The sequence below is a fragment of the Peribacillus sp. NPDC046944 genome, assembly GCF_050272735.1.
Lineage (GTDB): Bacteria > Bacillota > Bacilli > Bacillales > DSM-1321 > Peribacillus.
Window position 1 is genome coordinate 52413 of sequence record NZ_JBNNML010000008.1, and the last position, 25981, is coordinate 78393.

Below are 25981 nucleotides of genomic sequence, written 5' to 3' on the forward strand. Positions count from 1 at the left end.
GTAAGTTATTAGCTCGCCGAATGGTCGTTCTGACCAACGACCATTTCTAATAATAAATGATTTTGCATAGAAAGGGAATGAAAAAATGCTAAAGGTGAATGGAATTAATCAAACGGATGTATTATTAGAGACAATTGCAGATTATGTGTTAGACAAAGAGATTACTAGTACAGAGGCGTACGAGACTGCCCGTTATGTGTTACTTGATACAATTGGCTGCGGGATTTTAGCACTTCAATATCCAGAATGCACGAAATTATTAGGACCGGTCGTCCCAGGGACAGTAGTACCAAATGGCACGCGTGTTCCAGGTACTTCATATGTATTGGATCCAGTCAAAGGTGCATTTAATATTGGCTGTATGATTCGATGGTTGGACTATAACGATACGTGGTTAGCTGCCGAATGGGGACATCCATCTGATAATTTGGGAGGTATTCTTGCGACAGCGGATTACTTAAGCCGAGTAAATATTGCAGAAGGAAAAGAAGCACTAACGGTACAGGATGTTCTTGAAATGATGATTAAAGCACATGAAATTCAGGGTGTATTAGCATTAGAAAACAGTTTGAATCGAGTCGGTCTTGATCATGTGTTATTCGTAAAAGTAGCGACGACGGCTGTTGTGACAAAAGCTCTTGGAGGCACTAGAGAAGAGATTATTCATGCTATATCCAATGCATGGATTGATAACTCCAGTCTCCGTACATATCGTCATGCACCAAATACAGGGTCTCGTAAATCATGGGCTGCTGGGGATGCAACAAGCCGGGGTGTTCATTTAGCATTGATGGCTATAAAAGGAGAAATGGGATATCCGACAGCTCTTTCAGCACCAGGTTGGGGATTTCAAGATGTTTTGTTCAATAAGCAAGAACTGAAGCTAGCTCGTTCATTAGATTCGTATGTAATGGAAAATGTGTTATTCAAGGTATCTTTCCCAGCTGAATTTCATGCGCAAACAGCTGCCGAGTGTGCAGTGCAATTACACGATGAAGTTAAAAACCGTTTGAATGAAATAGAAAAGATCACCATCACAACACATGAATCAGCTATTCGTATCATTGATAAGACAGGACCTTTAAACAATCCTGCGGACCGTGACCATTGTATTCAATATATAACTGCCGTTGGTTTAATTAATGGAAATGTTACGGCAGACCATTACGAAGACGAAGCGGCAAGGGATATAAGAATTGATCAATTGAGGGATAAAATGGTGGTAGTGGAAGATAAACAATATACGAAGGATTATCTAGATCCGAACAAGCGCTCAATCGCCAACGCTGTTCAAATTCATTATCAAGATGGAACGGTTTCAGAATTTGTGGAATGCGAATACCCTCTTGGTCATCGTTTTAGAAGAGAAGAAGCATTTCCAAAGGTTTTAAGGAAATTTAAAGACAACATTAGCACTCATTACTCACAAAAACAACAAAATAAAATTCAAGAAGCTTGCTTGAATCCAAAGGCATTATCAAATTTAAAAGTTAACGAATTCGTTGATTTATTTTTAATCTAAGGGGGGCTTATCAGTGGCTTGGATCGTAAATAGACAATCATCACAGGAAGAACTAGCAGAACGCTTCTTAACATTAATACAGGAACCAGGTATATTACAAATTCCAGGTTCACATGATGCTATGGCGGGACTCATGGCTAAAGAATCAGGATTCCAAGCTTTATATTTATCCGGAGCTGCTTATACAGCTAGCCGAGGTTTACCGGATTTAGGTATTGTATCTTCAGAAGAAGTGGCAGAACGTGCAAGAGATATTGTTCGGGCTACAGATTTGCCAATCCTTGTGGATATCGATACAGGGTTTGGAGGGGTTTTAAATGTGGCCCGTACAGCAAGAGAGATGAAAGAAGTAGGGATAGCTGCCGTCCAAATAGAAGATCAAGATTTGCCCAAAAAATGTGGTCATCTTAATGGAAAGAAGCTCGTTTCTTCTGAAGAGATGCAGCAAAAGATAAAAGCGATTAAACAGGTTGCTCCTTCACTTATTGTTGTGGCGCGTACTGATGCAAGGGCAGTGGAAGGGGTAGAAGCTGCCATTGAGAGAGTACATGCCTATATCGAAGCGGGGGCAGATGCCATATTCCCTGAAGCACTTCAATCAGAAGAGGAATTCCGGCATTTTGCCCAACGGATTAACGTACCGCTATTGGCGAATATGACTGAATTTGGGAAAACGCCTTATTACACCGCAGAAGAATTTCATGATATGGGGTATCAAATGGTGATATATCCTGTAACTTCCCTTCGCGTGGCGGCTAAAGCCTATGAGAGAGTGTTTAAACAAATCAAGAACCAGGGCACACAAAAGGAAGCTTTATCAGATATGCAAACTCGTAGTGAGTTATATGAAACTATTGCTTATCATGATTTTGAAGGACTAGACAAAGATATCGCTAAAACGGTTTTAACTAAAGACCAATAAATGATGTGAATCCCTTAATCGCAAAGATTAAGGGATTCCTATTTCAGATGACTTTGTCCTGGCGTTTTAATGGGGAGAGAGTGAAGTGCTTGGCAGACTATGAATAGGATTTTGTAAGATATGTAGAATCTATGGTTATAACTATTTGATATGGAAAAGTGCGGCCAAGAGTATAAAGAGAAACCAGTAGTCAAGTTTCCGGAATGAGGTTAGGGCGTGTGGAAAAACAATAGAGCATGGTTTAATAAAAGAATGAAGAACAGAAAGTTAGTTCACCCATGTTTCTGCTCTTCCAATTGAGGTGATGTCTGCTAAATTCACCATTTATTTTAGATTTTCTAGGTATTTTTCCAAATCCTTATCAACTATGAAAACTTCGATCCGTTCTCCCGTTTTGGTACTAATGTCACTGTGTGAAGAAAGGACTTTACAACCTGTTAGATCCTCAACAATTTTTTCATAATCCTGACTGTACATTTCACGTAGAAGAGAGCGCATTTTTTTTACAAGCTTCTTTCCAGAATCCTGACTGACAAGGTGTTTTTCTTCGACAGTCAACACTCCTTTAAAACGAGTGATCAGCATGTCATTAATAATGTAGGTTTTAACTTCTTGTGGACCTCTGCCTATTAAATCACGCTGGAATTTAATGAATGCTGCACTAATTTCGGCTTCAATTTTCTTTTTTTGGTTTAACATAATGCCTCCGATTTTTTTCATCGATCGTATATGGGATTCATCATAATGCCGGATTCAAGTTTTTGTCAATACAAGTTTGTATATATATTAAAATATTAGAAATATATAGGATTAATGAGTAAATAATACTTTTAATTGGAAAAACGGAAGTATATGGTAAAATATGAATCTATTTGCGAATATATGGAACTTTAATGAGGTTTACAAAGGTTTGCTGATGAGCGTAGAATATGCTCATCAATAAAAATTTGATATCGGCCAAATCTCAAGTAATTGAGAACGGAGGACCCACTATTTATGGGGTTAATTCTGCATTTGCAGAAGGGATGTGAACTCTTTCGCCATCCTACCCGTCAGCTAACTTCGTCGGCTAAAGCGAAGGAGGTCATAAGACCACCTTGATCCAGGAGGCTTTTTTGTTGTGTTTGTAGCAAAATGGCAACCTGTCATTTCAGTAGGTCTTTTTATTATGCCTATAATTACATGAAAAGGTTTCTTGGAAGACAGATCGCAAAGAGCGCTGAAAAGCTTGCTGGGCGATAAGTAGACCAATGAGTACTTTTTCTCCACTAATACTGTTTGCTTTTGCAAATATTCTTGTTTGGATTGTGAATCATTTTTTTCACTATTGAAACTAGGATAGCCATGCAATGCGAACTATTGGAGAAAGGGTAAGCATTGGTCTATTTTTTGTGTTTTTTTTGGCACCAATTTCTCCACTAATCGTGAAGGAGGTAAATTGTAAAGATTTTTAAAAAAGTGAAAGGAAGGTTCGGATGGATGCTATAACAATCTTTCTAATGGGTACACCCTTTTTACTTTTCTATGGATTCATTCATTTTTGTAACAAAGTTATAACGAAAAAAGGAGAGTAGTAGAACATGTTATTCATTCTTATTGTCGGGGCGGTTACCGTGTATTTAATTCATGCTTTATTATACCCAGAGAAATATTAATAGAACGATAACGGAGGAAATGTAAATGGATTTTTTACAAATCAGTATGGTGTTGTTTTTGGTAGTGATCCTAGCCATACCATTGGCCCAATATTTAGCGGCAGTATATTCCCTTGAAACCACAAGGCAAGATCGTATGTTCGGGTGGTTAGAACGAGGCATATTTAAAATATCTGGTATTAAGACATTTGATATGAATTGGAAGCAATATGCACAGGCATTACTCCTAAGTAACTTAGTCATGTTTGTCATCTCATACATGATTGTACGGCTTCAGGGAGTTTTACCGGGTAATCCAAGTGAGATAGCCAACATGGAACCGTTATTGGCATTCAATACGGCAGCAAGCTTTCTTACTAATACCAATTTACAGCACTATAGCGGAGAATCCGGACTTTCGTATTTATCACAAATGGTTGTCATCATCTTCTTGATGTTCACGACACCAGCAACCGGTCTTTCCTTATGCATCGCTTTTTTCAGGGGTTTGACCGGTCAGAGGAGTTTAGGGAACTTTTATGTAGATTTAATTCGTTCGATCACTCGGGTGCTACTGCCTCTCTCCATTTTTGTCAGTTTGGTTCTGGTATCCCAGGGGGTACCACAGACCCTTGGTTCTACGGTAATGGCTACTACGTTAGAGGGAGCCACCCAACATATTGGAAGAGGACCTGTGGCTGCATTGGAGTCAATAAAGCACCTTGGCACAAACGGCGGTGGATTCTTCGGTGTCAACTCGGCGCATCCATTTGAGAACCCTAATGGATTTACGAATGTATTAGAGATTTTATCGATGTTTCTCATTCCTGCTGCCCTTCCATTAACATTCGGATATATGGCGAAAAATAACAAACAAGGATGGATCTTATTTTCAGCAATGGGACTCATGATGCTTGTCTTCCTAAATGTGAATTATGCTAGTGAACAAAATGGAAATCCTAAATTGGAGGCAATAGGCCTTTCACAAGAGAGTGGAAACTTGGAAGGGAAAGAAGTGCGATTTGGGATGGCTCAGAGTTCCCTATTTACAACGGTGACTACAGCTGCCACTACAGGTTCAGTTAATAATATGCATGATACGCTGACGCCGCTCGGGAGTATAGCGCCACTGGCCATGATGATGCTGAACTGTGTATTTGGCGGTGATGGGGTAGGCACGATGAACATTCTTGTGTATTCCATATTGGCTGTATTCATTGCTGGACTGATGGTCGGGCGTACACCAGAGTTTTTAGGTAAGAAAATTGAAGGGCCGGAAATGAAATTAATAGCCATGACGATCCTTCTACATCCGTTAATCATTTTGGTACCATCTGCTATTGCACTAACGGCACAGATGGGGACATCGGCCATTTCAAATCCAGGTTTCCATGGGCTCTCTCAAATTGTATATGAGTTTACTTCAGCTGCAGCCAATAACGGTTCTGGTTTCGAGGGCTTAGGGGATAATACACCTTTTTGGAACATTTCCACAGGTTTGGTCATGTTGTTTGGCCGTTATTTTTCCATGATAGCCATGATTGCTGTTGCTGGGTCATTACTTGCTAAAAAACGTGTTCCAGAGACGATGGGTACATTTAAAACAGATAATCCTACATTCCTTGTCATTCTTTTATGTACGGTATTAATTATTGGAGCTTTGACTTTCTTCCCAGTGATTACCCTAGGACCTGTCGCAGAATGGTTAACGATTAGATAAACGATGAAAAGGAGTAGTACAGATGAATACGATGCGTAATGGAAAAGTAAATAATGAAATGCTTTTTGAAGCAATAAAAGATGCTTTCAAAAAAATGAATCCCAGAGCCATGGCACGAAATCCAGTCATGTTTGTGGTGGAAATAGGATTTGTCTTGACCCTTTTTCTAACTATATTTCCCGATTTATTTGGTGGAATATCAGATAGGGGATATACCAGTGCAGTGACTTTCATTTTGCTCCTAACGATCCTGTTTGCCAACTTTGCTGAAGCATTAGCGGAAGGTCGTGGTAAAGCACAAGCGGATAGTCTGAAAAAGACAAAGCTTGATTCAAAAGCAAAGTTAATCCAAAAAGATGGATCTGTAAAGATAATCGATGCCACGGAACTGAAAAAAGGTGACATGGTTTTAGTGGAGGCCAATGATTTAATTCCTAGTGATGGAGATGTCATTGAAGGGGTGGCTGCTGTTGACGAATCGGCCATAACTGGTGAATCCGCGAATGTCATAAAAGAACCGGGTGGAGACTTCAGTTCTGTTACTGGAGGAACAAAAGTAATGAGTGACTATATAAAAATAAAAGTTAGTAGTGATCCGGGGGAGTCATTCCTGGATCGAATGATTGACTTGGTAGAAGGAGCTAAACGGCAAAAAACACCGAATGAAATTGCACTTAGTACACTCCTTGTGAGTTTGACGCTTATCTTTTTGCTTGTTTGCGTGACACTCGTACCTATTGCTTCCTATATTAAAGTGACATTGCCAATCGCAACTTTGGTGGCATTATTGGTATGTTTGATCCCAACAACCATAGGGGGTCTTCTTTCAGCGATAGGCATAGCTGGAATGGACAGAGTGACACAATTCAATGTGATTGCCAAATCGGGCAAATCGGTAGAAGCTGCAGGAGACATCAATACTATCATTCTCGATAAAACAGGCACGATCACACATGGTAACCGGATGGCTCATGCCTTGCTGCCAGTACAGGGTGTGAATCAGAAGGAACTTACTACATTCGCAGCCTATTCATCCTTACATGATGAGACACCGGAAGGCCGCTCTGTTGTCGAATTTGCCAAAAGATCAGGATTACTTGAAAAAGAATTAGAAAAAAGTGACTCGGAAGGCATTGACTTTACGGCAGAAACGAGGATGAGCGGGACAGATTTTTCCGATGGAAGAATCGTCAGAAAAGGTGCCGTCGATTCAATAAAGAACTATATAAAGCAAGAAGGCGGAAACATTCCCAGCGATTTGCAAGACATTAGTGATGAAGTAGCAAGCCAAGGGGGAACGCCCTTAGTAGTCGCAGAAGGAAATCGGATCCTAGGTGTCATTTATTTGAAAGATACCGTTAAAGCAGGTATGAAAGAGCGATTTGATGAATTGAGGAAAATGGGCATCAAAACCGTCATGTGTACCGGAGATAATCCTTTAACGGCCGCGACGATCGCGAAAGAAGCCGGGGTAGACGATTACATTGCAGAGGCAAAGCCGGAAGATAAAATTGCCGTAATTAAGCGTGAACAAGCGGAAGGCAAACTTGTCGCGATGACCGGGGATGGCACGAACGATGCCCCTGCATTGGCACAGGCAGATGTGGGGCTAGCAATGAATACAGGAACAAATGCAGCCAAAGAAGCAGCAAACATGGTGGATCTGGATTCAGATCCTACAAAAATCATTGAAGTCGTGGCGATTGGAAAACAGTTGCTCATGACACGTGGAGCATTAACAACGTTCAGCATTGCCAATGATGTGGCTAAATACTTTGCGATCATACCAGCTATGTTCATGCTGGCTATCCCACAAATGAATACATTAAATATAATGGGATTAGCCACACCGCAAAGTGCGATATTATCAGCATTGATATTCAATGCCATTATTATCCCGCTCCTGATCCCGTTAGCCATGAAGGGTGTAAAATATGTTCCGATGAGCGCTTCAAGATTATTAACTAAGAATTTGTTCCTTTATGGATTAGGCGGAGTGGTCGTTCCTTTCATTGGCATTAAATGTATAGACCTAATACTTGAACTGTTTAAAGTAGCTTAAAATCAAATATAAGGGTGAGAATAGATGTTGAAAAATATACGTGTAGTTTTGGTGCTATTCATGATATGTGGTATGGCTTATCCGTTACTCATAACAGGACTTTCACAAGTGATGATGCCTGCACAAGCTGAAGGCAGCTTAATTAAAAATGAAAAAGGGAAAATCATCGGGTCAGAATTAATTGGTCAATCTTTTGAAGAGGCTGGCTATTTTCATGGCCGGGTTTCTTCTATAGAATACGACGCTGCAGGTTCAGGGTCGCCAAACTATTCACCATCTAATGAAGAAATGATCAAACGAACCAAAAGTGAAATGTCTGAATTTCTAAAAGCGAATCCTTCTATTAAAAAAGAGGAAATACCTTCTGACTTGATGACAAACTCTGGGTCAGGTCTTGATCCAAATATTTCTCCAAGAGGAGCACTTGTTCAGGTTCCGCGTATCGCAAAAGAGAGGGATATATCTGAACAAAGTTTATATAATCTAGTCGAAGAAAATACGGAAAATCGTTCATTTGGACTTTTCGGCGAACCTCATATTAATGTGTTGAAATTAAATATTGCTTTGGATGATCTAAAATAATCGAGTTTAGGAGAGTTCTATTCACTCTCCTATTAATCTAGAAAGGAATCTGGGGGTAGTTATATGAACGAACACTTTCGAAGGAAAACACCAGATGAAATTCTACAATCTATTTCCGACATCAAAAAAGGCAGACTGAAGATTATACTCGGATCTGTTAGTGGGTCCGGAAAAACCTATCATTTGCTTATGGAAGGAAATGAGTTGAAAGGGCGTGGTATTGACGTAGTTATCGGGATTATTAGTGATGGGTGTAACCAAATGACAATGGAGCAAGTGGGTTGCCTAGAGGCAGTGCCCACAATTGAATGGAAGAGTAATGGACTTATCAGGCAAGATTTACATGTAGATGAAATTCAAAAAAGAAATCCTGAAGTGGTTTTAGTTGACCAGTTAGCTCACAAAAACCGGCCGTCTGCTAAAAATCCGACTAGATTAGAAGATGTTATGGAATTAATAAAAAGTGATATCAGCGTTATCACAACAATAAATATTTATGAATTGAAAGGAGTAAAGAAAGTTGCTGAACACCTACTGAATCTCCCGCTTCATGTAAGTGAGATCCTACCCGAGAATACGTTGACGCTGGCTGACGAAGTACGCCTCCTGGATGTGACACCCGAAGCAATACTTAAACGTCTGCTAGAAGGAAAAATCATGGAAAACAACAAGAAAACAGAAGCCGATATGAAACTATATAATCGAGATAACTTAGCGGTTCTTAGGGAGCTGTCACTCCGTTTTTTGGCTGGAGAAGTAGAAGAAGATCTTACTGAACATAGAGAACAGGAAGGGTTAATGGGACCATCAGGTGCTTCTGAACGAATCTTGGTATGTGTACAATACCATTGGAATGGCTCCATTTTAATTCGAAGAGGCGATCAAATAGCCAAACGATTAGGCGGAGATTTAGTGGTGGTTAGCTTTATTCTAAGTCAGAAAGAGCTATCTAAAGAGGAGTCGTTATTTAAAAGTTCTATACAAAAACTTATCATAAAGCTAAATGGGAAGTTTGAAGAAAGAGCCATAAACGGGGGTGATATTGCAAAAGAAATCGTTGGGTATGCCATGAAGCACTATATAACCCGGATTATCCTGGGTCAATCCAAAAGGACGAGATGGGAAGAAATCATCCATGGTTCTATAGTCAATAAGATATTGGGCCAAACGAAAAACATTGATGTATGTGTTGTAGCGGATAGGACAAAAGGAGAAGGGGAAAGGGTATTGCCTGCCGTTCAGTCAAAAAAAAAGAAAAAGAATCCATACCGAAGACTCTCGTCTGAAGAAATAAAAGAAAAAATACAGGGAGTGAAAAGAGGAACATTAAAGGTGTATATTGGTTCTGCTCCTGGCGTAGGGAAAACATATACCATGCTGAGGGAGGCCAATCAATTAAAGAAAAGTGAAATTGATATTGTGATTGGATTATTGGAGACACATGGTCGTAAAGAAACGGCTTCCCAAGTTGACACGTTAGAAACAATACCCCGGAAACAGGTTCCGTATAAGAACGTCTTGTTAGAGGAAATGGATCTTGACAGAATCATCATCCGTAATCCTGAAGTTGTGCTGGTAGATGAATTGGCTCATACAAATGTGCCAGGAAGTAAAAACCAAAAACGTTATCAAGACGTTATGAACATATTGGAGTCTGGGATATCCGTTATTTCTACTATGAATATTCAACATGTAGAAAGCTTGAATGATAGTGTAGAGCAAATTACAGGGGTTCGCGTACGTGAAACGGTTCCTGACAGGATTCTACAATTGGCCGATGAGCTTGAATTAATTGATGTCTCCCCAAAGGCGCTTAGGCAGCGAATGCAAGAAGGGAATATTTATACCATGGATAAGGTGGAGCAGTCCTTGAATAATTTTTTTAAGACTCGAAATCTTATAGCCTTGAGAGAACTTGCACTCCGTGAATTAGCAGATGATGTAGACGATAGGTTAGAATCATTCAAGCGAAAAGAAGGAGTAAGGGGCCCTTGGAGAAAAGCAGAAGTAATCTTTGTTTGCATTAACCTTAAACCAGACTCTGAGCGTTTGATTAGGAGGGGCTTTCGGATAGCCTATCGACTTAAAGCAAAGTGGTATGTAGTGTATGTGAAGGATCAACGAACATTACCTAATGACAAGCAAATTATATTGGATAAAATAAAGAACCTTACGAAACGATTAGGTGGTACTTTCGAAATGTATTCAACAACCAACAGGCGAATGGTGGTAAGTGAAGTCACTAAACAATTACAAGACAAAAAAGCTACACAAGTCATCATTGGACATTCAACAAAAGAAAGGTGGCAAGAAATCATTCAAGGTTCGATTGTCGCACAACTTTTAAGAGAAGCAAGACACCTCGATGTTTTAATTGTGGCGGATTGAATGGACGTTCACGAGTGATGTATATTCATAGAATGAAGTTCCTGCATTAATGAAACCTAATGAACATTCAACAGGCGGTGTGTTCCCAGACACTTTCTTTCTGATTGCTTGTGTTTGAATGAATATCGCTCCAATTAACTCTAACTGATTTATGTCAAAATATTGAGTTATAGGGAATGGCTATTTGTATTTTAATTGACAGGAATGTATCAAGGTTTACGGTTATTGAAAATTATCTGCTTAGGTAACTACGAGGCAGCTTTCTGTAATATATGAGTCTTCCGATGTCATAAACATGGCAGAATATTATTTTTAGAAGGATTCATACTTTGATTTAAAAATAAATATCACAAGAACGAAGTATAGAGAAACCCCAAACAATGCAGGTTTCTCTTATTCTGATTAAATGGACCAATAGCAAATCGATCTATATTTTCTTTTGCTTTCCCGTCTATTATTAACTCGCATAAAATCCATATCCTCTAGTTTATATCCGTTTTTGCTTTTAAAGCATGCTTCCACTGCTTTGAACGAATGCGTTTACGAGATTTTATTAGCTGCTGAACTAACTCAAAATCTTCATTGCTTATAATGGCCTCATGCGTATTCTCTCGCACAATCCAGTCCTCTTTTTTATTGATAATACGTTTTGTACTTATATTCTGATAAATCCACATAATCCTCTTTTAGTTGATGTGAACGGTAAATGTGCTTTGGATATTTCAATCTCCCATCAATTCCTACAGTTCCGCATTTACACATTATCTTCTAATGTCTCAGGAATTGATAATGAAGAGATTTCATTTTGCACATGCGTTTGTAGTGCATTTTTAGATTGATAATGAAGGTTATAAAAATCCTTAGATAATTCAAAGAGGATTTGAGCGTTAAATTTATCAAATGTAATTGGACCGTTAAAAGCTTTAAAAAAATCTGTTGGAAAGATTTCAAATAAAATTAACTTTAGGTTGTTTTGAAATTCCTGAATCTCCATTAGTGATCTCCTTTAATTTATGTGATTAAAAAGGTTCAATTTCACTGACAGTAATCATTTTAACTTTACTTTAGATAAAATGAGGAAACGTTAGTTCTTTTTTGTTTTGCAATAGATTTATAGTATAATAAATATATACTATTATTCCAAAAAAAGGGTGTTTTGATTTGACGAATGAAGAAAACCTTAAGATTTTATCAATTGATGGGGGAGGTATAAAAGGTTTATATTCAGCCGTTATTTTAGCAGATTTTGAAGAGGTATATGGTAAGTTAAGTAATCATTTCAATTTAATCTGTGGAACGTCAACGGGTGGTATTATTGCATTAGCGATAGCAGCGGGGATACCAGCAAAACAAATAGTCAACCTGTATCTAGAAAATGGGCCTAAGATATTCCCTTACAAATTAAAATGGTTTAGAGCATGGGGAGGGTTTAAACAGGTAGTTATTAACTCGAAATATCCAGAGAAAAACTTAAAAGAAGCACTGACTAATGTATTTGGTAACAAAACATTGGCGGAGTGTGAAACAAATGTATTAATACCTGTTTCTAATATAACAACAGGGCTACCACGTATTATTAAGAATGATCATAGCCCAAATTTAACCTTAGACAATAAACATACGTTAGTAGATATTGCAATGGCCACTACCGCAGCACCTACATATTTCCCAATTCAAAGTATATCAACTATGACAAATCCAGAGCATCAATTTGTTGATGGTGGAATATATGCTAATAACCCATCTTTACATGGTATTCAAGAAGCATATCGATACTTTATTAATAATCCCAACACTAATTATAAAAATTATAGTCTTTTATCTATTCCTACTTTACATGAGAATTTTTCATATAAGAAAAAACTAAAAAAACTTGATCGTCCAGTAATTCTTTGGGGGACCAAGTTAATTCCTTTAATAATGGATTTTCAATCCGTTTCGACGGATTATCATATTAAGTACTTAAATGAAACTTTAAAAGGTGAATATTTAAGGATAGAGACACCTGTGCTAACTAAAAGTGAAAGTAAATTAATAACATTAGATAATGCAAGTAAAAAATCTCTGGAGATATTAATAGAAAAAGGTCAACAGAGTTCAGAAAAATATATAAGAAATAAAGAAATTGAAAAGTTTTTCAAAAACAATAATTTGAGGTGAATGCGTTTTATGGCAGAATGCAATGATTTATTCTTGAAATTTAATGAAGAAATTAAACTCAGTTCAGAAAAGAAGAAGTCTTTACGTACATCGAGAAATTCAATTGGTAAAGATATTCAAAAATACTTTGATGAAACACTTAAAGTGAAGAAGCCAAAATTTTGGGGGCAAGGCTCGTATATGATGAATACAATTATCAAGCCTATTGATGGTGAGTATGATATTGATAGTGGTGTGTACCTAATGCATTTATCAGATACAGAAGAAGAAAATTGGCCAGCGACAAGTACCGTTCATAGTTGGGTTAAAAAAGCAGTAGAAAACTGTACTTCAACACCACCAGAAGATAAAAATACATGCATACGTGTAATTTATAAAGATGATTATCATATAGATTTACCGATTTACATTAAACATAAGGATATGGATCACCCTAAACTAGCACATAAATCGAAGGGCTGGGTTGATAGTGATCCGAAAGAGTTAACTAATTGGTTTAGAGATGAAGTACAAGACAAGAGCGATCAATTGAAACGAATTGTTCGTTATTTCAAGGCGTGGAAAGATTTTAAGGCTAATGGAGATATATTCCCAAGTGGAATGATTTTTACCATTCTTGCTGCTAATAATTATGTCGATGGTTATGAAGAAGATGATGATTCTGCATTCATTGCTGTTGCAAAGGAAATCTATGAAACTTTGGAAGAGAGTTTTACTTTAGAGAGACCAGTATTTCCAAATGAAGAATTGTTGGATGATTGGTCGGATTCTGCAAAAACAAAATTTATGACTAAATTGTCTTCATTAATTACAAACGGTCAAAAGGCTTTAGAGGAAGAAAACAAAGAAAAGGCGTCAGAAACTTGGATAAAAATATTTGGAGATAGATTCCCCAAATATACATCACCAAAGGGAGAAAATAAAATGGATAGAGGTTATGCTTTACAAACGTCGGAACCACCTGTACTAGGAAATTATGGACGGTCTTCATAATTTAAAAGCCATTTATGCAAGCCAAAGAGATATTGCGATAAATTATCTTCAAGAACAATATGATGCAAGAATTCTAGTTTCTGAAAACGTAGATAAGTACCCTGTATCCTTGGCTATTGAAATCCCTCTAAAAACATTAACAATTGGCTTAATTGTTAATATTCCATTTAATTTTCCAGATACTTTCCCAAGGGTTAAATTAGAAGAAAAAACTTTCAAAAAAATCTTTCCGATTCCACATTTAGATAATTCTCAAATTTTATGTTTATTTGATGATGTCGAAGCGAGTCCTAATCCTAAAAATCCACAGGGGCTTTTAGATGCTACGATAAATAGAGCAATAGAGGTTGTAAGAAATGGTATCTCGAAAAAAAACAATCATGATTTCATAGAAGAATTTGATGCGTATTGGCTTCAGGAAAGTGGTAATGGCATATATATATCATTAGTTGAACCAGCAAATGATATGAAAACAGTCTATTTATTATCCTGTGAGTTGACACCCCAAAAAAGAAGAGGTATTTTTGCTGACAGAAAATCAAAAGCAATTACTTGGATTCAAAATGTTGGAGCGAATTATAGAGAAGAAGATATAGTGGAAGTTTTGTATGTACCGCTACAAAAAACAGTACCGTATCCATTCCCAAAAACCAATAAGGATATCTATAAATTATTGAAAGCCGAACAATCGCTTGACATAGAAAGGTATTTTAAATATCTAGATCAAAGCCCGAGACCATCTAAAGTATTATTTTCGATTGAAAGAAACGGTGAGTATATGTGGGGGATTTGGGAACATGATGAACTTTTTAAAGCAAACACTTCTATGTATAAAGGTAGAAAAAGAAGACAAAAGAGCCTTAAAGGTTTTAGAAAACAGACACGTAATAGCAAGGTTGAGTTAATAAGGGATTTTTCTAATCAAGAAATAAATAAGTATTATGTTGAGGATATTAGGTCTAGAAGGTTAAAGGTAAGAGGTGGAGACGGTAACTTGACTAATATTGATAAGAAAGTTGCTGTGATTGGTTGTGGTTCTGTAGGGAGTCATTTAGTTCAAGGGTTATTTGATATCGGAATCCAGCAGGTTCTTCTAATAGACCCCGATACTCTAAGTTTTGAAAATATTAATCGTCATGTTTGCGGTGCTACGAATGTAGGTAATAAAAAGGCGGAGGCTTTAAAAAAGCAATTACGTGGACATTACCCCACTAGTAAGATACATGTTTGTAATGAAGATGTTTTGAAATTTTTAACTTTATATCCAGAGGGCTTAAATTCGTATGATTTAATAATATCGGCTATCAGTAATACACCAGTTGAGCAGCGTCTGAATGAATTGCAATTAAAGGATACAATTACTCCGCCAATATTAAATGTATGGGTAGAACCTTATTTGGCGGCAGGACATGCGCTATGGGTAGATTCTGTTAATGCAATAAATATTAATCAACTTTTTTATCAAGGGAAATATAAATATCAGGTTCTAAGAGATAGCAACCAATATACTAAGAGAGAATTAGGCTGCAGTACTTCGTTTGTTCCTTATGGAGTATTAGAATTGAAGAAATTCATAACAGATGTATTATTATTTATTTGTCACCAGTGGGAAAAAGATGCGAATAATAGTGTTGCATTTACTTGGTTAGGGAGTTTAAAAGAACAACGAAAAAACGCTAGATATTTAGAACCACGTTGGGCTGGAGCAAATGATTTTTCAACAAGAATTATTGCTTTAAAAAATGAAGAAGAAAGCGGATAGTTCATATGATATTTAAATATGGAGACAAGTCTGTTGTATTTACATCAGAAGTAATATCACTTTTTGAAAAGTATAAGCAAATTGAGAAAAAGCAACATGAATCCGGGGGAATCTTACTAGGAAAGATTTATAATGATTTGATTATTATTGACCAAATTTCAGAGCCTTCAAAAGAAGATAGATCAGGTCGTTACTATTTCTATAGAGATGTTAAGAAGGCGCAGATGATTACAGAAAAGGTTTGGCAAGAGTCGAATGGAGAAAGAATTTATTTGGGTGAATGGCATACTCACCCGGAGGATATCCCTACGCCTTCTAGGGATGATAAAAAGTTAATTAAAAATATGTTGCAACATTCCCGTAGGGAAATAGATCTTCTATTCATGGTTATTATAGGACGGGTTAGTCCCTACATTGCTGCTCTTAGTAAAGGAATGAATCATATGAATGTATTAGAGAGAGTAAACGTAGAAAGTGGTTTGCATATTATTTTTTATAAAAATCAAAGTGGACAAATTTATGGTTTTCAAGCAGGCGGTTATTTGAAATTTGCTCCAAATGGCTATGATATTTATAATGCTGCTTTTACACAAATTTTTTTAGGTACAATCAATTCTATACATCATCTTGCAGATGTGAAAAATTATATTCTTGAAAAAGAAACCGCGTTTATAAGATATATTATTCCAGAGATTGAGCATGTAAATGTAAAAGTAAAAACTTTATTAGATGCAATGGAAGTGCAGATAGTAATGTTAATGCAAGAAATGGAAAGTAAGGGTTTAGATAATTATGTTCAGCTAGAGATTAAGTTTAATAAATGAAATAGTGTTGCATAGAGCGTTCGAAAGATTTCTGTATAAACATTAAATTCAATTAAGAAGCGATAAATATTATAAACTTTGTTTTGAAATGTATTTAATTAGTTTGGATTGTCAACACTAAACTAGACAGTTTTCTTAAGGTGCGAAAGTTTGTATTCCACTGGACTTAAATAATCTAAAGTACCATGGATGCGTATGTGGTTAAACCAGTGCACATAGTCTGTAAACTCTCTGTGTAACTCCTCTAAGCTATCAAAATGACGTTTCTTTACGAACTCTGTTTTGATGATTTTGAATGTTGCTTCTGCTACTGCGTTATCATATGGGCAACCTTTCAAACTTAGAGACCGTTTGATTTCAAACGATTCTAGTGCCTCATCAATGACCTGGTTCTTAAACTCTCTTCCTCTGTCCGTATGAAACATTTGTATCCTATGCAGATTACCTTTAATTGATGATAGAGCACGATAAACTAGTAAGGCATCTTTGTTCTCTCCTGTGCTAAATCCAACAATCTCCCGATTATAGAGATCAACAAATACACATATGTAATGCCATTTTTTATGGACTCTCACATAGGTTAGATCACTGACCACAACGTTCCACTCTTCCTCTTGTGTAAATTCACGATTTAATTCATTCGCATCATTACTTTCATTTGGTTTATCTTTATGTGGTTTGAATTGGGCCACCGTATAAGCTGAAACAAGTCCTTGTTCGTTCACAATTCTGCCGATCCTACGCCGAGAAACCACCTTCCCTTGTTTCCATAGCTCATGCTTTATCTTTCTTGTACCATAATTTTGGCGGCTTTGATGGAAAATTTCTATGATATCTGAAGTGATATCCTCTTCATTCTTTCGTTCTTTTACTTCATAATAATACGTACTTCTAGGGAGCTGTAGGACCTTGCACATTGTTGATATCGAGTATTTGTGCAGGTTATTCTTAATCACATTTACTTTCGTCCTAGTATCAGCGCGGCTTGCTTTAAAATATCATTCTCCATTTCTAATTGCCTATTACGTTTTCTAAGTTCCTGTAGTTCTTTCTGGTCGGGGCTAAGGTTCTCCTTTTCTTTGGAGGAACCGGAAGTCTTACTTTGATTAATCCACTTATCAAGTGAAGAAGGGGTTAACTCATACTCTCGAATGATGTCTTTGCGAGGCTTGCCATTATTATATAGCTGCACGATCTGTTGCTTAAATTCTTCGGTAAACGATCGACGTACTTTTTTTGTCATGTAGACTCTCCTCATAACTGATTAGTATAGTTAATTAATTCTACTTGACCTTAAAATTTCTGTCTAACTAAGTGTAGCCAATCCAGTTCTATAGGTTATAGTATAGGTCTAGACTCACTCTTAAAATGACTGAAGATGTCTTATTATGGTATAAGCAAATTTTAGCAAATAAAGAAAATGCCAATTCATTTGATAATTTACTGTTTTAAAATGAAGGTGATTCTACTACATCATCTTAATATTTTGCACCACCCTCAACACTCACCACATGTGGAGTGTGTGAATAACGTTAACAGACTATCTGTTTGAAATTGCTAACATTATACTAACGCAATCCAATGAAAAATGGTTAAAAGTCCTTAAAGATATTACAGTAAGAATTTAATATAACCCTGATTTTTCGCACTCTACGCCACAAATTAAAAATTACACCACTACAACCTACGGGCGGCATGATGTAAAACCCCATGATAATAAAGGGTTAGAAAGTTCATATGAACGATATACAAAACTACGTCGGACATAACCTGAACCGCCGTATACCGAACGGTACTGACGGTGGTGTGAGAGGTCGGAGGCTAAGCGCCTCCTCCTACTCGATTATTCAACTAACGCCCCTGTTTGTTTAAGTACAATGCTTCACAAACACCTTTTGCTCCACAAAAAAAAGTCCCGTCAGTAAACAATAAAGGTGATGTACTTTAGAGCATCGTAATCCGTTAATAAACAGAGAAATAAACTAATATCTATTTGAATTATTTTTTAGAATAAGAGGAAAGACCCCGTCCGATAAGGTTTGCGGAAACAGGCTTTCTTCCCAATTCTCTTGCCCAAATTGATAGTTGTCCTATATGATGAATTTCGTGAACAATGCTATGTCTCATAACTTCGCCCCAAGTATCCGTTACAATTTTTCCATCTGGCAGGGTATCGTAAAATGATTTATTTTCCATACTTACATCCCAGTTATTCACATGAAATTCTGCGTCCAATTTTCGAACCTTATTCAAGCTTTTATAATTATGGAAACTCTCCTGAAAATCAGTTTTCCCCTGTAAGAGACGTATCCAGCTCCACTCGACATCAATAATATGGAAAAGTGTATGTAATATACTTCCCATTCCACCTGTTCGGTTTTGCAAAAGCTCATCTTCACTTAACTCTTCACACCAACGATACCAGTCTTCTCTTACCATCCAGTTATATCTGAAAAGTGTTTTCAATAAAAACCCTCCACAATAAGAAAATAATAAACTGATTTCACAAGCCCTCAATGGCTTCAGGGTGTTTTTGCTTTGATAAGTTCGTCACGGAATAATTTCAAAAATAGTACCTTGGTTAAAATCATTCACTTTCATCGAACCATAAACCCCTAAATATAGTGTAGTTTGATCAAGATTTGTTCCCAAGCTCACATAATAAGCTGATTGGGAACCAAAATTATAATCGGTTTGAATCACGTTATAATCATTTAGTTTACAATCTTCCCTTATACTAGTGTAAGCTAAAACCCCTCTAGCCGGAGATTGACTTTCTTCCTTCCGGGCAAGATCAGTAAACACAACATTTCCTGCTAAGGCGGGGATTTTATCCCCCATATAGGGTTGCACTCCTGTCAGTGCAGTTCCTCCAAATTTATCGGGTCGGGGATCTTTATGAAAATAACTAGTCACAGGTTCAAGACGATTTCCTGAAACTTTTAGTGCCTCATCATAATAAGCCATTGTTTTCTCTTCCAAAGTTGGATTCGCAGAGCAACCCTTTACAATTGGAGTAGGGAGGATACCTTCCCACGCTCGCCAGCCAAAGTTAATCAATCCTTCTTGACCCGCTTCAGATTTCATGAGGAAAGCTCGAACAAGATGGGTAACCGGTATTGGTTTATACGGACCAAATGAAAAAATGGACTCTACCACATCCTGTCCGACATTTCCCGCATATTTGATGTACTGATTATTAAATCTTTGAAATGATATGCCAGGTATATTCCGTACGCCTTTAACAATCATCGTAAGTGTTTCCTGAATAGGTAGGGGAAGTTCATTGAACCGTGTGACGATGGGGGGATTTCGGATGAATGTATTCTTACCTACATCAATTTCAATTATTTTACCTGCGATTTCCATGTCGTTCTGGCTTAAATTGAATGGATCAAAGCCTGACCCACCATCCCCTGTGGTTAAAACGAGTTTTCCTGTTTCAGGTGAAAAGTTTAAGCTATTTACACCATTATGATTAGAAAATGGTCTTCTTATGTTTAGTAATGTCCGTCGTTGTTGAGGTTCACCATTCGAAGGTAAAACCCATTCTTCCAAAGTATCAATATGGTCATATTGAGTTTCTCTATCGTCCCACTTTAGGTTTAACGTCCTTAAATCGCACGGGTTAGGTGAAAAAGAATCAGGAAGAGCACCAGGGCCCTGTGCTCCAGCTACTGAATAATGAAGGTAAAACAGACCTTTATCATAAAATTGGGGATGAAAAGCTAGTCCTAGCAAACCGCGTTCATCATATCCACCTCTAGAAGCACCTAGTTTTACGATACGCAGGCGAATATCAATAAACGTCCGTATAACTCCGTCTCTTATATAAAAAATTTCCCCTACTTGGGTTGCGATGAATATTGTTTCTTTTGAGTCACCCGGGAGTATCGCTGTTTTCAAAACAGTCGGTAAATTTATCTTACTTACAATGGGCCGTAAACCAACCTTCACTCTTTTCAATAAATTTACACTCCTTCTTCGTTTTTCTTTTATTAAGATATGATTAGACCTGTTTTATTAATACCAAATAATGAAGGAGCGAACTAGGAGTTGACCATCTTTTCGTAGCCAGCTAGAAAAAGAGGTTGTCATAATGTACTATGCCTTCATAAATCAGTTATCTATCGTTAAGTTGGATAGATATCCAGTGATTTTTAGATAAAACAGTGAATAGTATAAGGTTAGGTTACTATTTGATGGAGGTGGGATTTCTGAAGAGGGTAAAAAGTATAGCCGTACAGTATTGGCAGCATCCTTTTTTTGAAATCAAACGTGACCTTACGGAATGGTTACCTACCACTAAACTAATACTCACCGCGATATTAAGTTCGTTTGCAGCCATATTTCAATCAGCAGGGGGATATATGCCCGGCATTGGTTTTGTCGTAAGTGCGATGACGACATTACCTATATGTTTAGCAACGATTGTATCGGTCAGATACGGATTTCTTTCTTATTCTGTGACAATCCTTCTGGTATTGTTTATCCAGCCTAGCGAACTACTTATTTTTTCCTTCACAACGGGTATTCTAGGATGGGTACTTGGTGTTTCCTTCTATAAGTCGAAAACAAGGCTTATGGTTGTTTTCTTGTCGGGAGTTACCTTATTTATGGGAATCATAGCGATTCTTTTCATTTTCCGCTTTCCTGTGTTAGGCTCAGGCTTTGGTACGTCTTTTCATTTTCCATCCTTATTTCTCATAGCGGTTTTCAGTATTCTGTATGCATGGATAGCAGCAGAAGCTTGTTCGTTTGTTCTGAAACGATTGGCTCAAACCCTGCCTGATAGAGTGATCAAGCCGGTGAATGATGTTCAGGACAGGAAAATCAAGAAAAAATGTAAAAGTGAAAAAATAGAGCCGTAGCGAACCTGCTTGGGCTCTATTTCCTGTGAAACTTAAGAAAAATGGTTTGGCTATCGAGAATAGACTCCTGGAGTACTTCATTTAACGAAGCAACAGATCCACCTACAAGTAAAGTGAGAAAGTAAAGCATCAGGCGTTCGAGAGAAACAGAGCGTTCTAACAAGAGGAAACAGGGTTCCTTTATTAAAGGGACCCTGTTCAAAGAAGTAATCGTATTTGTTAGATGAAAGGTTTCTTATCATTATTCGAAATCATTGTACGTATATCCAGGGAATTTGACCACTTCCCATTTCTTTTTCCTTAATGCGTCCATCACTTCAGATGCCACATTTAAATTACTTTCCACAATTTCTTTAGGAACCAATGCCATCCACTGTGTTAATGAAATATCGGCATATTTGGGGCTTTTGAATACTTCTAGGTACGTAAGCGTCTCGCTGCCTGTATTTTGGATATAATGTCCAAAGCAGAACGGCATGTACCCAACATCTCCTGCTCTTACATCAAACGTACGAGCTGTTCCATCAGCTGCATACCCGGTCATCCGTCCTTGGCCAGTGAGGAAGTATTGCCATTCATCATTATTCGGATGCCAGTGTAATTCCCTCATGGCTCCCGGTAAGACTTCGACAAGAGCTACAGATATATTTTCCGACACGGGGAAATTGGTGGAATCCGCAACACGGACTGATCCCCCTGGAGATGTAACAGGTTCTTGACCAAGGAGGCTATGCGTAAAATTCCGGGTACCGAAAGGATCTGGAATCGCTACTTGATCGATTGGACCGGGAACTTCCCCTTGATAAATGTACTTTTCCTGCTTCGGGATATCTTTAAATGCACTTTCTGGTACACCAAAATTAGCAGATAGAACTTCTTTAGGGGTATGGGCGAACCAATCTGAGATTGCGAAGGTGTCTAAATCCGAGAAAGCCCCGTTATCAAACACCAATAAAAACTCACACCCTTCCTCCAAACCTTGAATCGAGTGGGGGATGCCAGGTGGGAAATACCATAGGTCGCCAACACCAACGTCTGCAATGAAGTTTTTCCCATTCTGGTCTACAGCGGTTACCCTCGCTCTGCCTGCAAGCATAAAACTCCATTCGACTTCTTTATGCCAATGCAGTTCCCTTACGCCACCTGGCGTTAAACGCATATTAACTCCTGCAAGTGTCGTGGCGACCGGCAATTCACGTATTGTAATCTGTCTTGACCATCCACCGTGCTTTAAAACCATATTCGTGTCGGAGAAGGAAAACCGTAAATTCGGAACAGTTCCCTCATCCGTCACTGGGGGCACAAGCATATCCGGATTTTCCAATGCTCGTAAAATATCACGTGGTCCGAGATCTGTTGCACCAGCACCGTCAGCTCGAATCGGTTCAGGTATTCTATCCGCATAAACTGTAAAATCAATCGGCTTCGTCAATGATTTACCTCCTTAATCCATCCCGTTTAATTGAAATTAAACAGTACTACATGATGTATATTACTCACATTACTTTTCAATGCCAGTAAGAACAGGTTGCATTTGGAAGTTAATACTTATATGACGTTTCCTCCCTTTATATTTCGTTTGATTCTTATTGTGTTGGCCATTTTTGTTTTAACGAACTTATAAAAGTTTGAACGTTTTTCTTATCTTTCATAATAGGAGAGTAAACATAGGAAAGCGTACGTGGAAACGTCTCATTTTTCACCTGTAAGATAGAAAGGATATGATGCTGTACATCTCTTTCTATGACACTACGGGACAGGAGAGAGAGACCCATTCCATTTTTTATAAGTGTTTCTTTAATTCCTTGGTTACTACTGATGGTCAGGAGCGACTTGACTTTCAGCCCGTTTGAACGGATAAGGTGGTTCAGGTATTCACGGGTACCCGATCCTACTTCTCGAGTGACCCATGCCTGATTTTGCAGGTCGGATATCGTTAGATCTTTTTTATTAGCTAGTTCATGTTTGTTGGAGGAAACGATAAATAATTCATCTTGCATGAAGGAGTGCACGGAAAGCTCCTTTTCATTGGTCTGGCCTTCAATCAAGCCTATATCCACTTTGTATAACTGGACGGATTGAACGATTTCTTCCGTATTTCCTATCATGACTTGAAGCTCGAGTTCGGGATAGTCATTTTGCAGATCGATGAGTAAAGAGGGGAGTATATACTCGCCAATTGTAAAACTAGCACCAATCTTTAATTCTCCTTTTATCGTGTTGTGACGCTCCTCGATGTCTCGTCTCGTTTGTTCGTAAATCGTGATCATCTGCTTTGCCCGCTCGTATAAAATTTCTCCGGTTGGGGTGATTTTTATATATTTTGGCGATCGCAGAAGCAATTTTGTCTGAAACTCTTGTTCCAGTTTTTTTATATGTAAACTAACATTGGGCTGTGACATTAGAAGTCTATCGGCAGTTTTTGTGAAATTTTTGACTTCGACAAGGGTTACAAACGTTTTTAATGCATCGTAATACAAATATATCCCACCTAATCATTAGTATTCCTAATAGTTTAAATAACATATATATATTTTACTAATGATTTTACATCTGGTAAAGTTTAACTAGAAATATATAGAATTGAAAAAATGTCGTTTCATTATTGTTATGCTTGTATACTAGAATAAAAGGTTATGCGACTATAACAATAATTATTTGAATATTCGTTATACATAAAATGATAGTTATTATTCTTTTGCGAGGTGGAAATCGTTGCAACTTCAGGTAATGAACAGTCCGTTTAACCAAGAACAAGTAGAACTTCTTAATCGTCTTTTGCCAACTTTGACAGAAACGCAAAAAGTTTGGCTGAACGGTTATTTGTCTGCGACGCAGTCTTTTTCTGCGATAACAGAGGCACCATCACAAGAACTTCTTGTTAGAAAGACAATATCAAAAGAAGTGACCATTCTCTACGGGTCCCAGACAGGCAATGCCCAAAGGATTGCGGAGAACGCGGCTAAGAAGTTAGAGGAAAAAGGCTTTCAAGTAGCCGTTTCCTCCATGAGTGATTTCAAGCCGAATCAGTTGAAGAAAGTCAAAAACCTTCTTATTGCAGTTAGTACACATGGTGAAGGTGACCCGCCGGATAATGCTTTGACGTTTCATGAATTTGTGAATGGAAGACGTGCACCGAAACTGGATGATCTCCATTTTTCCGTGTTGTCGCTTGGTGATAGCTCGTATGAGTTTTTCTGCCAAACGGGCAAGGACTTCGATGAGCGTTTGGAAGAGCTTGGTGGCAAAAGGCTTTATCCTCGCGTTGATTGCGATTTGGATTATGATGAACCTGCAACGGAGTGGCTAGAAGGTGTTATTGCGAGCTTAAGTGAGGCCGGGGAAGCGGCTATTGTTGCTCCTGCTGAGCAATCAGTTGCTGGTGAATCCGTATATTCGAGAAAAAATCCATTCAAAGCCGAAGTTCTGGAAAACTTGAATTTGAATGGCCGAGGTTCAAATAAAGAAACATGTCATCTGGAGTTGTCGCTAGAAGGCTCTGGACTCACATTTGAGCCTGGTGATAGTCTTGGTGTATATCCAGAAAATGATCCTGCTCTTGTAGACCTTATTCTTGAGGAGATCGAGTGGGAGCCTGAAGAAAAGGTGACCGTAAACAAACAGGGAGATGTTCTTTCGCTTAAAGAAGCACTCAGCTCCCATTTGGAGATAACTGTTTTGACTAAATCGCTTCTTGAACAGGCGGCACAGCTTTCAAGCAATGAAAAATTACGGGAGCTAGTGTCACCAGGAAATGAAGAAAAACTAAAAGCCTACCGTCAAGGAAGAGATTTGCTTGATTTAATCCACGACTTTGGTCAATGGGGGGAATCGGCACAGGAGTTCGTCTCCACTCTTCGGAAAATGCCGGCCCGTCTTTATTCGATTGCGAGCTCTTTATCCGCGAATCCAGATGAAGTCCATTTAACAATCGGAACAGTGCGGTACAATACGTATGGACGTGAACGAAATGGAGTTTGTTCTATATTATGTGCGGAACGGTTACAACCAGGTGACACCCTGCCGATCTACATTCAATCTAACCAAAATTTCAAGCTGCCGAGTAATCCAGACACCCCAATCATTATGGTAGGACCAGGTACAGGTGTTGCTCCATTCCGTTCGTTTATGCAAGAACGTGAGGAAGCGGGAATACAAGGTAAATCGTGGATGTTTTTCGGGGATCAGCATTTCGTCACGGATTTCCTTTATCAGACCGAATGGCAAAAGTGGCTGAAATCAGGTGTGTTATCTAAGATGGATGTTGCGTTTTCGCGTGACACCGACGAAAAAATATATGTACAGAACCGCATGCTTGAACATAGTGGCGAGCTATTCAATTGGTTGCAAGAGGGTGCTGCTGTTTATATTTGCGGTGATGAGAAAAATATGGCACATGATGTCCATGAAACCCTTATAGGAATTATCCAAAAAGAAGGCAGCATGAGCTATGAGGAAGCGGTAAGCTATCTTAGCAACATGCAAAAAGAAAAACGCTATCAGCGAGATGTATACTGATTTCGGACGGAAAGGAGATAAAA

At 38.1% G+C, this 25981-nt stretch carries 22 protein-coding genes and 1 riboswitch; of the genes, 13 read left to right on the top strand and 9 right to left on the bottom strand.

Features of this window, described 5'->3' with window-relative positions; translation table 11 throughout:
- The first annotated feature begins 85 nt into the window (after positions 1-85).
- Positions 86-1522 carry a 2-methylcitrate dehydratase gene (prpD, locus tag ACQKIC_RS15250; protein WP_427591827.1) on the top strand — a complete coding sequence of 479 codons (1437 nt, stop codon included), beginning with the start codon at positions 86-88 and terminating at the stop codon, positions 1520-1522.
- Positions 1523-1535: 13 nt separating this feature from the next.
- On the top strand, positions 1536-2444 hold the full coding sequence (gene prpB, locus ACQKIC_RS15255; protein WP_427591828.1) for a methylisocitrate lyase: 909 nt from the start codon (positions 1536-1538) through the stop codon (positions 2442-2444).
- Between the two features lie 324 nt (positions 2445-2768).
- On the opposite strand, the gene ACQKIC_RS15260 is transcribed toward prpB, so the two are convergent.
- Positions 2769-3164 carry a DUF2294 domain-containing protein gene (locus tag ACQKIC_RS15260; protein WP_427668678.1) on the bottom strand — a complete coding sequence of 132 codons (396 nt, stop codon included), beginning with the start codon at positions 3162-3164 and terminating at the stop codon, positions 2769-2771.
- Positions 3165-3389: 225 nt separating this feature from the next.
- A riboswitch (cyclic di-AMP (ydaO/yuaA leader) is annotated at positions 3390-3530 on the top strand.
- Positions 3531-4024: 494 nt separating this feature from the next.
- Between ACQKIC_RS15260 and ACQKIC_RS15265 the strand changes: the two genes are divergently transcribed.
- The 5 genes from ACQKIC_RS15265 to ACQKIC_RS15285 all read left to right on the top strand — a co-directional run bounded on the left by ACQKIC_RS15265 (position 4025) and on the right by ACQKIC_RS15285 (position 10830).
- Entirely contained in the window at positions 4025-4099 is a 75-nt protein-coding gene (locus ACQKIC_RS15265) for a potassium-transporting ATPase subunit F (protein WP_427591906.1), read from the top strand.
- 25 nt (positions 4100-4124) lie between these two features.
- The gene (gene kdpA, locus ACQKIC_RS15270; RefSeq protein WP_427591829.1) at positions 4125-5798 is read left to right on the top strand and encodes a potassium-transporting ATPase subunit KdpA; all 1674 of its coding nucleotides are present in this window, start codon (positions 4125-4127) and stop codon (positions 5796-5798) included.
- 22 nt (positions 5799-5820) lie between these two features.
- Complete coding sequence (gene kdpB / locus ACQKIC_RS15275) at positions 5821-7860, top strand: potassium-transporting ATPase subunit KdpB (protein ID WP_427591830.1); 2040 nt, start codon at positions 5821-5823, stop codon at positions 7858-7860.
- 24 nt (positions 7861-7884) lie between these two features.
- Positions 7885-8442 carry a potassium-transporting ATPase subunit KdpC gene (gene kdpC, locus ACQKIC_RS15280; RefSeq protein ID WP_427591831.1) on the top strand — a complete coding sequence of 186 codons (558 nt, stop codon included), beginning with the start codon at positions 7885-7887 and terminating at the stop codon, positions 8440-8442.
- Between the two features lie 63 nt (positions 8443-8505).
- Positions 8506-10830 (top strand): histidine kinase, encoded by a 2325-nt coding sequence (locus tag ACQKIC_RS15285; RefSeq protein WP_427591832.1) that lies wholly within the window; start codon positions 8506-8508, stop codon positions 10828-10830.
- A 482-nt stretch (positions 10831-11312) separates the two neighbouring features.
- Here the strand turns inward: ACQKIC_RS15285 and ACQKIC_RS15290 are convergent, their stop codons facing one another.
- Genes ACQKIC_RS15290 through ACQKIC_RS15300 form a run of 3 tightly spaced genes read right to left on the bottom strand, consistent with a single transcriptional unit; the run spans position 11313 to position 11824 of the window.
- The gene (locus ACQKIC_RS15290; protein WP_427591833.1) at positions 11313-11507 is read right to left on the bottom strand and encodes a recombinase family protein; all 195 of its coding nucleotides are present in this window, start codon (positions 11505-11507) and stop codon (positions 11313-11315) included.
- Positions 11464-11592 (bottom strand): DUF7695 domain-containing protein, encoded by a 129-nt coding sequence (locus tag ACQKIC_RS15295; RefSeq protein ID WP_427591834.1) that lies wholly within the window; start codon positions 11590-11592, stop codon positions 11464-11466. Before ACQKIC_RS15295 ends, ACQKIC_RS15290 begins: the two co-directional genes overlap by 44 nt.
- The gene (locus ACQKIC_RS15300; protein WP_427591835.1) at positions 11585-11824 is read right to left on the bottom strand and encodes a hypothetical protein; all 240 of its coding nucleotides are present in this window, start codon (positions 11822-11824) and stop codon (positions 11585-11587) included. The genes ACQKIC_RS15295 and ACQKIC_RS15300 overlap by 8 nt, the downstream gene beginning before the upstream one ends.
- A gap of 167 nt (positions 11825-11991) precedes the next feature.
- Here ACQKIC_RS15300 and ACQKIC_RS15305 point away from each other — a divergent pair, with 167 nt between their 5' ends.
- Genes ACQKIC_RS15305 through ACQKIC_RS15320 form a run of 4 tightly spaced genes read left to right on the top strand, consistent with a single transcriptional unit; the run spans position 11992 to position 16569 of the window.
- The gene (locus tag ACQKIC_RS15305; RefSeq protein WP_427591836.1) at positions 11992-12990 is read left to right on the top strand and encodes a CBASS cGAMP-activated phospholipase; all 999 of its coding nucleotides are present in this window, start codon (positions 11992-11994) and stop codon (positions 12988-12990) included.
- Between the two features lie 9 nt (positions 12991-12999).
- Positions 13000-13983, top strand: coding sequence for a CBASS cGAMP synthase (locus ACQKIC_RS15310; protein ID WP_427591837.1), 984 nt, complete (start codon positions 13000-13002; stop codon positions 13981-13983).
- On the top strand, positions 13967-15745 hold the full coding sequence (locus tag ACQKIC_RS15315) for a ThiF family adenylyltransferase (protein ID WP_427591838.1): 1779 nt from the start codon (positions 13967-13969) through the stop codon (positions 15743-15745). The genes ACQKIC_RS15310 and ACQKIC_RS15315 overlap by 17 nt, the downstream gene beginning before the upstream one ends.
- A gap of 5 nt (positions 15746-15750) precedes the next feature.
- The gene (locus ACQKIC_RS15320) at positions 15751-16569 is read left to right on the top strand and encodes a ribosomal-processing cysteine protease Prp (RefSeq protein WP_427591839.1); all 819 of its coding nucleotides are present in this window, start codon (positions 15751-15753) and stop codon (positions 16567-16569) included.
- A gap of 122 nt (positions 16570-16691) precedes the next feature.
- Here ACQKIC_RS15320 and ACQKIC_RS15325 read toward each other — a convergent pair.
- The 3 genes from ACQKIC_RS15325 to ACQKIC_RS15335 form a co-directional block, all read right to left on the bottom strand.
- A protein-coding gene (locus tag ACQKIC_RS15325; RefSeq protein WP_427591840.1) for an IS3 family transposase occupies positions 16692-17812 on the bottom strand; the annotation gives its coding sequence in 2 pieces (ribosomal slippage) (positions 16692-17563 and positions 17563-17812; 1122 coding nt in all).
- A gap of 755 nt (positions 17813-18567) precedes the next feature.
- Complete coding sequence (locus ACQKIC_RS15330; RefSeq protein ID WP_427591841.1) at positions 18568-19035, bottom strand: DinB family protein; 468 nt, start codon at positions 19033-19035, stop codon at positions 18568-18570.
- 84 nt (positions 19036-19119) lie between these two features.
- On the bottom strand, positions 19120-20535 hold the full coding sequence (locus ACQKIC_RS15335) for a PQQ-dependent sugar dehydrogenase (protein ID WP_427591842.1): 1416 nt from the start codon (positions 20533-20535) through the stop codon (positions 19120-19122).
- Positions 20536-20741: 206 nt separating this feature from the next.
- Here ACQKIC_RS15335 and ACQKIC_RS15340 point away from each other — a divergent pair, with 206 nt between their 5' ends.
- Positions 20742-21440 carry a hypothetical protein gene (locus tag ACQKIC_RS15340; RefSeq protein WP_427668680.1) on the top strand — a complete coding sequence of 233 codons (699 nt, stop codon included), beginning with the start codon at positions 20742-20744 and terminating at the stop codon, positions 21438-21440.
- A gap of 241 nt (positions 21441-21681) precedes the next feature.
- On the opposite strand, the gene ACQKIC_RS15345 is transcribed toward ACQKIC_RS15340, so the two are convergent.
- Both ACQKIC_RS15345 and ACQKIC_RS15350 read right to left on the bottom strand, forming a co-directional pair.
- Positions 21682-22872 carry an oxalate decarboxylase family bicupin gene (locus ACQKIC_RS15345; RefSeq protein ID WP_427591844.1) on the bottom strand — a complete coding sequence of 397 codons (1191 nt, stop codon included), beginning with the start codon at positions 22870-22872 and terminating at the stop codon, positions 21682-21684.
- Between the two features lie 154 nt (positions 22873-23026).
- On the bottom strand, positions 23027-23920 hold the full coding sequence (locus ACQKIC_RS15350) for a LysR family transcriptional regulator (protein WP_402989607.1): 894 nt from the start codon (positions 23918-23920) through the stop codon (positions 23027-23029).
- 235 nt (positions 23921-24155) lie between these two features.
- Between ACQKIC_RS15350 and ACQKIC_RS15355 the strand changes: the two genes are divergently transcribed.
- Positions 24156-25958, top strand: a complete 1803-nt coding sequence (locus tag ACQKIC_RS15355; RefSeq protein ID WP_427591845.1) for an assimilatory sulfite reductase (NADPH) flavoprotein subunit — start codon at positions 24156-24158, stop codon at positions 25956-25958.
- Positions 25959-25981: the final 23 nt, after the last annotated feature.

What these genes read in the sequence shown, in the direction of transcription:
- prpD (WP_427591827.1), top strand. Translation starts at nt 86, where the DNA reads ATGCTAAAGGTGAATGGAATTAATCAAACGGATGTATTATTAGAGACA.
- ACQKIC_RS15260 (WP_427668678.1), bottom strand. Translation starts at nt 3,164, where the DNA reads ATGAAAAAAATCGGAGGCATTATGTTAAACCAAAAAAAGAAAATTGAA.
- kdpA (WP_427591829.1), top strand. Translation starts at nt 4,125, where the DNA reads ATGGATTTTTTACAAATCAGTATGGTGTTGTTTTTGGTAGTGATCCTA.
- kdpB (WP_427591830.1), top strand. Translation starts at nt 5,821, where the DNA reads ATGAATACGATGCGTAATGGAAAAGTAAATAATGAAATGCTTTTTGAA.
- kdpC (WP_427591831.1), top strand. Translation starts at nt 7,885, where the DNA reads ATGTTGAAAAATATACGTGTAGTTTTGGTGCTATTCATGATATGTGGT.
- ACQKIC_RS15285 (WP_427591832.1), top strand. Translation starts at nt 8,506, where the DNA reads ATGAACGAACACTTTCGAAGGAAAACACCAGATGAAATTCTACAATCT.
- ACQKIC_RS15290 (WP_427591833.1), bottom strand. Translation starts at nt 11,507, where the DNA reads ATGTGGATTTATCAGAATATAAGTACAAAACGTATTATCAATAAAAAA.
- ACQKIC_RS15295 (WP_427591834.1), bottom strand. Translation starts at nt 11,592, where the DNA reads ATGTGTAAATGCGGAACTGTAGGAATTGATGGGAGATTGAAATATCCA.
- ACQKIC_RS15300 (WP_427591835.1), bottom strand. Translation starts at nt 11,824, where the DNA reads ATGGAGATTCAGGAATTTCAAAACAACCTAAAGTTAATTTTATTTGAA.
- ACQKIC_RS15310 (WP_427591837.1), top strand. Translation starts at nt 13,000, where the DNA reads ATGGCAGAATGCAATGATTTATTCTTGAAATTTAATGAAGAAATTAAA.
- ACQKIC_RS15315 (WP_427591838.1), top strand. Translation starts at nt 13,967, where the DNA reads ATGGACGGTCTTCATAATTTAAAAGCCATTTATGCAAGCCAAAGAGAT.
- ACQKIC_RS15320 (WP_427591839.1), top strand. Translation starts at nt 15,751, where the DNA reads ATGATATTTAAATATGGAGACAAGTCTGTTGTATTTACATCAGAAGTA.